Annotated in this window: 8 protein-coding genes and 1 pseudogene; 1 reads left to right on the top strand and 8 read right to left on the bottom strand. The window is 36.4% G+C overall.

Going from position 1 to position 9,068, the window contains the following annotated elements; translation table 11 throughout:
• Positions 1 to 235 precede the first annotated feature (235 nt).
• From ACFSW4_RS06225 to ACFSW4_RS06205, 5 genes are all read right to left on the bottom strand, one after another.
• Complete coding sequence (locus tag ACFSW4_RS06225) at positions 236 to 532, bottom strand: hypothetical protein (protein ID WP_054751265.1); 297 nt, start codon at positions 530 to 532, stop codon at positions 236 to 238.
• 3 nt (positions 533 to 535) lie between these two features.
• The gene (locus ACFSW4_RS06220; RefSeq protein ID WP_054751267.1) at positions 536 to 955 is read right to left on the bottom strand and encodes an acyl-CoA thioesterase; all 420 of its coding nucleotides are present in this window, start codon (positions 953 to 955) and stop codon (positions 536 to 538) included.
• A 102-nt stretch (positions 956 to 1,057) separates the two neighbouring features.
• Entirely contained in the window at positions 1,058 to 1,279 is a 222-nt protein-coding gene (tlp, locus tag ACFSW4_RS06215) for a small acid-soluble spore protein Tlp (protein WP_377328135.1), read from the bottom strand.
• 52 nt (positions 1,280 to 1,331) lie between these two features.
• Complete coding sequence (locus ACFSW4_RS06210) at positions 1,332 to 1,478, bottom strand: FbpB family small basic protein (RefSeq protein WP_377328133.1); 147 nt, start codon at positions 1,476 to 1,478, stop codon at positions 1,332 to 1,334.
• A 58-nt stretch (positions 1,479 to 1,536) separates the two neighbouring features.
• Positions 1,537 to 2,103, bottom strand: coding sequence for a redoxin domain-containing protein (locus tag ACFSW4_RS06205; RefSeq protein ID WP_377328131.1), 567 nt, complete (start codon positions 2,101 to 2,103; stop codon positions 1,537 to 1,539).
• 192 nt (positions 2,104 to 2,295) lie between these two features.
• Here ACFSW4_RS06205 and ACFSW4_RS06200 point away from each other — a divergent pair, with 192 nt between their 5' ends.
• Positions 2,296 to 4,413, top strand: a complete 2,118-nt coding sequence (locus ACFSW4_RS06200; protein WP_377328129.1) for a catalase — start codon at positions 2,296 to 2,298, stop codon at positions 4,411 to 4,413.
• A 49-nt stretch (positions 4,414 to 4,462) separates the two neighbouring features.
• Here ACFSW4_RS06200 and acnA read toward each other — a convergent pair whose 3' ends face one another.
• From acnA to ACFSW4_RS06185, 3 genes and pseudogenes are all read right to left on the bottom strand, one after another.
• Entirely contained in the window at positions 4,463 to 7,168 is a 2,706-nt protein-coding gene (gene acnA / locus ACFSW4_RS06195) for an aconitate hydratase AcnA (protein WP_054751273.1), read from the bottom strand.
• A 158-nt stretch (positions 7,169 to 7,326) separates the two neighbouring features.
• Positions 7,327 to 8,718 carry an L-seryl-tRNA(Sec) selenium transferase gene (gene selA / locus ACFSW4_RS06190; protein WP_377328127.1) on the bottom strand — a complete coding sequence of 464 codons (1,392 nt, stop codon included), beginning with the start codon at positions 8,716 to 8,718 and terminating at the stop codon, positions 7,327 to 7,329.
• A 47-nt stretch (positions 8,719 to 8,765) separates the two neighbouring features.
• Positions 8,766 to 8,966: pseudogene (locus ACFSW4_RS06185) on the bottom strand (SelT/SelW/SelH family protein); the annotation flags it as partial.
• Between the last annotated feature and the right edge of the window lie 102 nt (positions 8,967 to 9,068).

Here is a 9,068-nt window from a genome sequence, read left to right as displayed (position 1 = left end):
CCCTTTTTAATTCAAGAGGTGAAAACCTGATTCGATAGGAATGCTCCTGCAGGAACAGCACGAGCTGAAAATCACGCCAAACGAACGGGAGTGAGTTTGGGGAAGCCCGCGCCGTGCCTGCGGAAAGCGAAGCATTTTGACGCAGCTAAATAATGAAGACGAATATTAGGGATTGATCTCTCCTCTAATATTCGTCTTCTTCTAGATTAATATATATTTTGTACAAGCCTCGGAGTTATTTAAACCGACTCAGTTGATCTAGCTTATTTTCAGCTCTTAAAACATCTTCTTGAAATGAACCGATTAAATCAAAATGTGGGTACTTCTCATCTTTATGTATCCATTTAGGATTAAGCCCGTGTTTCCTTCCCCACTTTATTAATTTATCTATATCGCTACAACCTACTTTTGTTACAGTCTTCATATTTGGAAAGCGTTCATCTAACCAATAATGTGTTATAAAAGCGATTTCTCCTGCCTGAACTCTCTTTTTCCATTCTTTTAGCTCTTCTCTTTTTAATCCAAAGGCCATATCTTACTCCTCCACAGCTTCTAAATATGCCTCATGCCAATCAGGAAAATGCTTTCTAATTGAGATTGGTCTGAAATTAGATTTTTTCACACATACGTGAGTAGATTTACCTGTAACTGATAATGTTCCATCTTCAGAATAAATTTCATAACCATATATGACTCTAAAACCGTCGTAATGATCAATCCATGTTTTTACTTTAGCGGTTTGACCATAACGAATCGCTTGTTTATACTTGGCTTCAATATCCAGTACTGGTGAAACTACGCCCTCATTTTCCATCTGTGCGTAACTAAACCCTAATTGTTCAATTAAATGGGTTCGTCCAATTTCAAACCATACAAGATAATTTGCATGATAGACAACTCCCATTTGATCAGTTTCTTGATATCTAACTTTGACGTTTGTTTCATTGATGACCATGCTTCGAACTCTCCCTTAATCTAAAATGTTAACTGAAATAATAGTCATTCACATATTAAAGTTTAACATAACAAATAAAAAAGTTGGCCATAAGCCAACTTTTTAATGATCTTTCGCTTCGTCACTCGCTTCTTCCCTTAACCCTTTAATTGATTGACGTCTTCTTTCATTTTTTGCTTGGATTTGTTGCTTTTGTTCTTCTGAAGCTGATTCCATTGATTCTTCAGCTTCTTCCATATTTTCGATCGTATTTTGAATGTTCGATTGAATTTTTTCCACATTATCAGAACGATCGTCAGGTTTAGGTTGATTGCGATTTGTCATGCACATTCATCTCCTTCACATTTTGTTTTTAATATGTGAAGTGTGACCATTACTATGCATGTTTTTCATTATTTTTAATAATACCTAGTCGCTCATCAAGCTTATCGTAAATCCGTTCCATCTCATCAGGGTTTTTCATGATTTTTTCTTTTTCACTTTCAATTAAAGATTGGAATGTGACAAAATCCTTTTTACGCAACATAATCGTCTCCTTTTTGCAAATAGTTTGACCATTATGTTGGTAAAATATACTTATACTAATCTAACTTTTCCATTTTTTGAACCATTTCATCATATGTCATAGGACCTGATTTCTTTTGCAACTGAATCTCACCTTTTGTGTTAATAAAATAGGTCGTTGGCAAATTAGGAATTTTATACCTAGCTGCTACTTCGGTTGTTTTATCAAGAAGTATCGGAAACGTCAGTTCGTAATCTTTTACAAATTTTCTAGCATTATCTAATACTGGTTCATTCGTATTAACTGCCAGTACAGCTACTTCGTCTCCGTATTCTTCATAAAATTTCTGCATATGTGGCATTTCTTCCTTACATGGCCCGCACCAAGAAGCCCAAAAGTTCAAGAAAACTTTTTTACCTCTATAGTCTTGAAGCTGTACCTTCTTACCTTCCATATTTTCCAATTGAAAATTAGGTGCCATATCTCCCACATCTGTTCCTCCAGATTCAACCTCCATTCCTTCAGGTACGATGAATATTGAATCCTCATTTTCGCTTTTGTCACTTGAAAAAGCTGTATTATAAACAACGATACTTAATAAGATTACTATAATTCCTATTGCAAATATTCGTTTCCAAATCAACGTGTTGTGCCTCCTTGCCCACATTAGAACACTTACTTATTATCACAACCTTATCTTAACAAAAATTACACCCTAGGAGAATTTGATTTGATCAAAACTAGTGAAAACTTTGTTAAAGATGTTCCTAAATTTGGAATAAGTAAATAGGAAAAAGACAAACTATACATTAGAATTTACAAGGAGGTTATCAGTATGACTAAACAACCTGAAAACGAACCTAATAAAAAACAACAACAATTAGAAGATTTTAAAGTAGATCATGAGGGTCAAGATTTAACAACAAATCAAGGAACAAAGGTATCAAATACCTCTGATTCACTAAAAGCAGGTGAACGTGGCCCCACCATAATGGAAGACTTTCACTTCCGTGAAAAAGTAACTCACTTTGATCATGAACGCATTCCAGAAAGAGTCGTACATGCTAGAGGCTTTGGGGTGCACGGCTACTTTCAGGTTTATGAGCCATTAACAGACCTAACTAAAGCTAAATTCCTTCAAGATCCAAATGTTAAGACACCCGTCTTTGTTAGGTTTTCAACTGTCGTGGGCTCTAGGGGCTCTGCGGATACGGTCCGTGATGTCAGAGGTTTTGCAACAAAATTTTATACCGAAGAAGGAAACTTTGATTTAGTGGGCAATAATATGCCTATATTCTTTATTCAAGATGCCATTAAGTTTCCAGATTTGGTCCATGCCATCAAACCTGAACCAAATAATGAAATTCCTCAAGCTTCTGCAGCACATGATACATTTTGGGACTGGGTCGTCAATAATCAAGAAACGGCACACATGATTATGTGGTTACTTTCAGACCGAGGGATTCCAAGGAGTTTCAGAATGATGGAAGGATTTGGGGTACACACCTTTAGATTAGTCAATTCAGAAGGTAAAGCACGATTTGTTAAGTTCCATTGGAAGCCTAAACTTGGTGTTCATTCTTTAACCTGGGATGAGGCACAGAAAATCGCGGGTAAAGATCCAGACTTTAACCGCCGAGATTTATGGGATGCTATTAATGATGGTGAGTATCCGGAATTTGAACTAGGACTCCAAGTAATTGAGGAAGAACAAGAATTTGATTTCGATTTTGATATTTTGGATGCTACTAAAATCTGGCCAGAAGAACAAGTACCTGTAAAAATAGTTGGCAAAATGACTCTTGACCGTAATCAGGATAATTTTTTCACTGAAACTGAACAAGCAGCTTTCCACTTAGGTAATGTCGTTCCAGGTATTGATTTTACAAATGATCCCCTTCTACAAGGACGTTTATTCTCATACTTAGATACTCAATTACTACGATTAGGCGGGCCTAACTTTCATGAAATACCAATTAATAGACCTATTATTCAGTATTACAATAATCAGCGAGATGGCTTTCATAGAATGACAATCGACAAAGGAAAAGTATCCTATTTTCCAAATTCTATCCGCCAAAATGATCCCACACCAGCTCCTGGTAAGGATGGTGGATATGAACATTATCAAGAGAAGGTGGACGGTAGAAAAGTTCGTACACGCAGTGAAAGTTTTAATGATCACTTTAGTCAAGCAAGACTTTTTTGGAATAGTATGTCGCCTGCAGAAAAGAAACATATCATTAAAGCCTTCTATTTTGAAGTTGGTAATGTGAAAGATAAAAAAATTCGTCAAAAAGTTGTTGATATGTTTAACCAAGTTGATCATGATCTTGCCAAAGAGATTGCGAAAGGTATAGGAGCCAACCAACCTACTAAAAAGAATAATGCGGCCATAACTGAAACATCTCCTGCACTGAGCCAGGAAAACACCAATAAATCACCCGAAACACGTAAAGTAGCTGTACTAGTTGATGAAGGATTTAACTATAACGAATTAAAACAAATCATGGTCGCATGTGAAAAACAACACGTTCATTTGGAATTCATCAGCAAAACATTCAGCCCTGTTAACAGTGCTGAAGGTGACCAAATTGAACCACATAAAAGCTTTGCAAACAGTCATTCAGTTATGTATGATGCTTTATTTATACCAGGTGGGCAGCATATAGATATGTTAAGTGGTTATAAGGAAGCAAAAGATTTCGTTAATGACACATTTGCTCATGCTAAACCGATAGGCGCAACGAACGAAGCTTTGGAACTATTAGCAAATACATTAGTTAAAAATATTGCTTATACAAATGATCATACCGGAGAAGTATATTCTAACTTAGGAGTAGTGACAGTTAATGATGCTCATGATTTAACACAATTCAATCAAGCTTTTATTGACGCCGTTGCACAACATCGTCACTGGATGCGTGAAAATCACGACCGTAAACAAGCATAAAGAATAAAAGCACATCGCTAATAGCGATGTGCTTTTAAAGTTGCTAATATTATGCATTTTGTAGCTTGTTACGTAGAACCATTTGAAGAATTCCACCGTGACGGTAGTAATCAACTTCTACATCACTATCAAAACGTGCAATTACTTCAAATTCTTTAGTATTACCATCTTCATCAGTTGCGGTAACTTTGACTAAATCATGTGGTTTAACATCTTCTGTTACTTGAACATCAAATGTTTCTTTACCAGTTAGACCTAGAGATTCAATGCTGTCACCATCTTGGAACTGAAGTGGTAATACGCCCATCATAACAAGGTTAGAACGGTGGATACGCTCAAAGCTTTCAGCAATAACGGTCTTGATACCTAATAGGTCAGTACCTTTTGCTGCCCAGTCACGAGAGCTTCCCATACCGTAATCTTTACCTGCGATGACACATAGATCGGTACCATCTTCTTTATACTTCATTGCAGCGTCGTAAATAGGCATAACGTCACCTGTTGGCCAGTAAGTAGTGAAGCCACCTTCTTTACCTCCTGCAATTTCATTACGAATACGAATGTTACCAAACGTACCACGCATCATAACTTCATGGTTACCACGACGTGAACCGTAAGAGTTAAAGTTACGAGGAGATACATCTTTATCCATTAGATATCTACCTGCTGGCATATCCTTTGGAATAGCACCTGCTGGTGAAATGTGGTCTGTTGTTACAGAGTCACCAAATTTACCAACTACGCGCATTCCTTTAAGCGGCGTAACCTCTTTTGGATCTTTAGACATTTCTTCAAAGAATGGTGGGTTTTGAATGTAAGTTGAATCATCGTCCCACTCATAAAGAGGTTCATCTGTTGTTTGGATTTCATTCCATTTTTCGTTTGAATTGAATACTTCTTCGTATTCTTTACGGAAGATTTCAGGTGTTACAACCTTTTCAATCTCCGCTTTGATTTCATCAGATGAAGGCCAGATATCTTTAAAGTAAACATCATTGCCATCTTTATCTTGACCTAATGGTTCGTTTAAGATGTCGACATCTACTGTACCTGCTAGAGCATACGCCACAACTAATGGTGGTGATGCTAAGTAGTTTGCACGAACTAATGGATGAATACGACCTTCAAAGTTACGGTTACCAGATAGTACTGAAGCAACAGTTAGATCGGATTCTGCAATTGTTTCTTCAATTTCCGGTAGTAACGGACCAGAGTTACCGATACATGTTGTACAACCGTAACCAACTAGGTTGAAACCTAGTTCATTTAAATATTCCATTAAACCTGAGTTCTCTAGGTAGTTCGTTACTACTTTAGAACCAGGAGCTAATGATGTTTTAACATAATCAGGTACGTTTAATCCTTTTTCTACTGCATTTTTAGCTAGTAGACCTGCACCTAACATTACGTGTGGGTTAGACGTATTCGTACAAGACGTAATCGCTGCAATAGCAACAGCACCAGTCTTCATAGGTACTTCTTTACCATCGTTAAATTTAACAACTGCTTCTTTATCCTTTTCATCTTCAGAAAGTCCGAAGCCTTGGTTACCAGCAGGAGCTGTTAAAGCTTCATTAAATGACTTCTTCATTTGAGATAAAGGAATTAAGTCTTGTGGACGCTTTGGACCAGATAAGTTTGGTTCAAGTTCAGAAAGGTCAATCTCAACTAGTTGAGTGAATTCTGGATCTTCTTGATCTGGTGTATAGAATAAATCGTTCTTTTGTAAATATTCTTTTACAAGTTGAACTTGTTCTTCTGAACGTCCAGTTAGACGCATGTAATCTAATGATTCTTCATCAACTGGGAAGAAACCACAAGTAGCACCATATTCAGGAGCCATGTTAGAAATTGTTGCACGATCTGCTAGTGGCATCTCAGATAAACCAGGGCCGAAGAATTCAACAAATTTACCAACAACTTTCTTCTCACGTAACACTTGAGTGACTTTAAGTGCTAAGTCAGTTGCAGTTGTACCTTCTGGGAAGCTTCCTTTTAATTTTACACCGACAACTTCTGGTGTTGGGAAGTATGAAGGTTGACCAAGCATTCCAGCTTCAGCTTCAATACCACCTACACCCCAACCAAGTACACCTAAACCATTGATCATTGTCGTATGAGAGTCAGTACCTACAAGTGTGTCAGGAAACGCATCATACGTACCATCATCTTGTTGTTGTTCATGTACAACGTTAGCAATATATTCTAAGTTAACTTGGTGTACGATACCTGTTGCTGGTGGAACCGCACGATAGTTATCGAAGGCTTTTTGAGCCCAGTGTAAGAACTCGTAACGTTCTTTGTTACGATCGAATTCAATTTCCATATTTGCTTTTAGTGCATTTGGAGTACCATACTGATCAACCTGTACTGAGTGGTCGATAACCAGATCCACTGGTACTTCTGGGTTAATCTGGTCTGGGCTTCCACCCATATCTACCATTGCTTTACGTAGAGAAGCTAAATCTACTACTGCAGGAACTCCTGTGAAGTCCTGTAAAATGACTCGTGATGGTTTAAAAGGAACATCTACTGATTCCCCTTTTCCCCATTTAGCTAATTTTTCAATGTGTTCATCTTTAATAACATGACCATCATGTTGACGTAAAACTGATTCTAAAAGAACACGAATAGAGAAAGGTAGCCTAGAGATCTTGCCTAAGCCTTTTTCTTCTAATGCTTTTAGATGATAATAGTTATACGTCTTACCATTCAATTCAAATTGCTTTTTTGCATTAAAGGCATTTGCTGTCACGTTTTTACCCCCTTAATGAAAATATGTAGTTTAATAGATGATTCTTATTATTGAAATAGAATCACTCTTTTTCCGCACTTCTACATTTTATCTGAATTTATACGAGAAGTAAAACATTTGAATGCATTTTTATAGATTTAATGCTTTAAAGACTTGGTTTAATCAATTTCAACCAATTTTTTCAAGATAATAACTTCCTCTTCAGGTGTAATTGTTCGAAAATCTAACAAAACCTGTTCTTGTTCAACTCTAGCAATAATTCGCGGTTTTAAATTTCGTAATTTACTTTTTAGTTTTGTAGCACTTAAGTGTCTGCTTGTGATTGAAACACCATATGAATCTAATTCAATCTCTGGCAACGTTCCTCCACCAACCATTGACTTAAGCGGGATTTCTTTTAATGTCAAACCTTTATGATGGCATTCATAATACCGACGAATAAAAAGTTTAACTCGTTTCTGAAGTTCCTCCCTTGTTATTAATAAGTCTCTAATAGTGGGAATATTTAAATCTTGTTGTAACCATTGTTTTAAAGTAGATTCAAGTGCAGCGTAAGTCATCTTATCAACTCTTAGTACTCTAGCAAGCTGGTGTTTCTTTAATTGTTTAATATATTGCTTTTTTCCTGCAATAATACCAACTTGGGGGCCACCAAATAATTTATCACCACTAAACGACACTAAATCAATTCCTGACTTAAGAACGTCCATTACTAGCGGCTCTTTTCCTATACCATGTCTTGTTAAGTCATAGACCATACCACTTCCAAGATCCTCATATGTCATCACATGATGGTCTTTACCCAATTCAACTAAATCTTCCCTGGTGACTTGATCCGTGAAACCAACCATGTGAAAATTACTCGTATGAACTTTCATCATTAGGCTGGTTTGGTCATTAATGGCTTTCTCATAATCAAAAAGATGGGTTTTGTTCGTTGTGCCGACTTCTTTTAATAAAGCTCCACTCTCTTCCATAATAGAAGACACTCTAAAGCTTCCACCGATTTCAACTAATTCACCTCTTGAGACAATAACTTCATGATTTTTTGCAAACGCCGTTAATACCATGTAGACAGACGCAGCATTATTATTAACGACAATAGCCGCTTCAGCACCAGTTAATTCTTTTATAAGTTCTTCAACTAAATCATGCCTAGAACCTCGTTCTCCAGAATCTCGATCAAATTCTAAAGTAGAATAATGCTTAGCTACTTGAACCACTTGATGAATGGCCTTTTCAGATAATCGAGCTCGTCCTAAGTTAGTGTGTAAAATAGTCCCTGTACCATTTATGACAGGTTCTATTCGATCAGATAAATATTTTTTTATGTTATGTACCACTCGATTTTGAATCACAATTAAGGCTTCATTTTTTGATTCAAATGACAACTCATTCTTTAGTAGCTCTTCTCTGATATCATCTACTACTTGGTTGACTCGTCTTTTTAAAAAGGTTTCAGGCAACCCTTGCTCCTGTTTTAGTTTTTGCATTTCATCTGAATGTAGAATGTCGTGAATAGAAGGTATTAATCTAAATAAATTCTTCATAAGCACACATTACCTTTCGATTAAATATGGAAAAAGTACGCGAAATGTTATCGCGTACTTTCTTCTTTCTCTTTCAATAACTCTATTATATCATCATGTTTTGGAAATACACCCGTATCTAGTTTAGAATACAATTTATGTTCATTTACGATGACTTCAAATGCACCACCAGATGATGGAACAAGTTTCATTTCACTAATGTTATGATGAAATTCAGAAAATAGACTGTCTGCGAGACTCGCAGCTTTTGGTGCGTAGTTTCACATCATACAAAATTCAATGGTTACTTTATGTTCCATGATGAATCCCCCTTTTCTTTACATTAATTTAAGAATATTAAAAGAGTTTTA

The sequence above is a fragment of the Piscibacillus salipiscarius genome (assembly GCF_042685285.1).
GTDB classification, from domain to species: domain Bacteria; phylum Bacillota; class Bacilli; order Bacillales; family Alkalibacillaceae; genus Piscibacillus; species Piscibacillus salipiscarius.
This window is presented reverse-complemented; position numbering and strand designations above follow the sequence as displayed.